We start from the raw sequence: 832 nt of genomic DNA on the forward strand, positions 1-832 counted from the left end.
AAAATATTTTACTTGCTGAATTTAGCAAGTAGGCAAAAAGGAAAAACGGATAAATTTTGTCATAGTTTTTATAGTTAAAAATATACCTTTCTGGTTCAAGAGCCCCAATTTACTTTTAAAAATAAATTGGGGGCTTTTTGGAATTTAGGCGGCAACCCAACGCTATTAAGCTAATAAAACAAAATCCTCCCTAAAATGAAAAAATATGCTATTCTTCTGTAGAATCATAGGAAAGGATGGCGTTTTTGTATGAATCTATCGATTTCTGATGAACTACAATTATTTTCTAAAGAATTACAACGACATATGTCACCTCCGAAAATACTTATCATATTAAATAAATGCATTGTGGAAGCGATTATGACAAGAGAGCTCAAAAGGCTCTCTTTTTATACAGAGTATTAATATGACGTTAAAACCTAAGGTATAGGGCTTGTAAAAGGAAATCTTGATGCTGAGAAGAAGGTTGAAGCAAATGGACCACCAATAATAAATCCATCTGTAGTAGCACGAAATATAACTCGCACACTATCTCCTACTTTTAATCCATAGATAGCAGAAACATTCGTGATTGCATCACCAAAAGCATCACCGAGGCTGTTGACTGCAGCTATATTTGCAACATTGTTAATATCTATATTTAATGAAAATCCATAGATAGCTAATTGCTCACTAGGGCTAAACCTTAAACCTGTTGATATTGAATATACTCCGTCTTGATTTGGTGTGAAGGTTCTGGTGCAAAGGTAAAATAAAAGAGAATATAGCGCATATATTTCTAGCGGAATTGTATTTTATGCTGTTAGCCCAAACAATTGATGGATGAATTCTT

Annotated in this window: 1 protein-coding gene; it reads left to right on the forward strand. The window is 33.2% G+C overall.

The genetic code is table 11. The annotated features are described in order from the left end of the window. Window positions 1-249: 249 nt before the first annotated feature. Complete coding sequence (locus AZF08_RS30565) at window positions 250-405, forward strand: hypothetical protein (RefSeq protein WP_161486802.1); 156 nt, start codon at window positions 250-252, stop codon at window positions 403-405. The last annotated feature ends 427 nt before the right edge of the window (window positions 406-832 follow it).

This window comes from Bacillus gaemokensis, assembly GCF_001590835.1.
Taxonomy (GTDB): Bacteria; Bacillota; Bacilli; order Bacillales; family Bacillaceae_G; genus Bacillus_A; species Bacillus_A gaemokensis.

Excerpts from the sequence above, each read along its gene's own strand:
- AZF08_RS30565 (WP_161486802.1), top strand. The coding sequence starts at position 250 with ATGAATCTATCGATTTCTGATGAACTACAATTATTTTCTAAAGAATTA.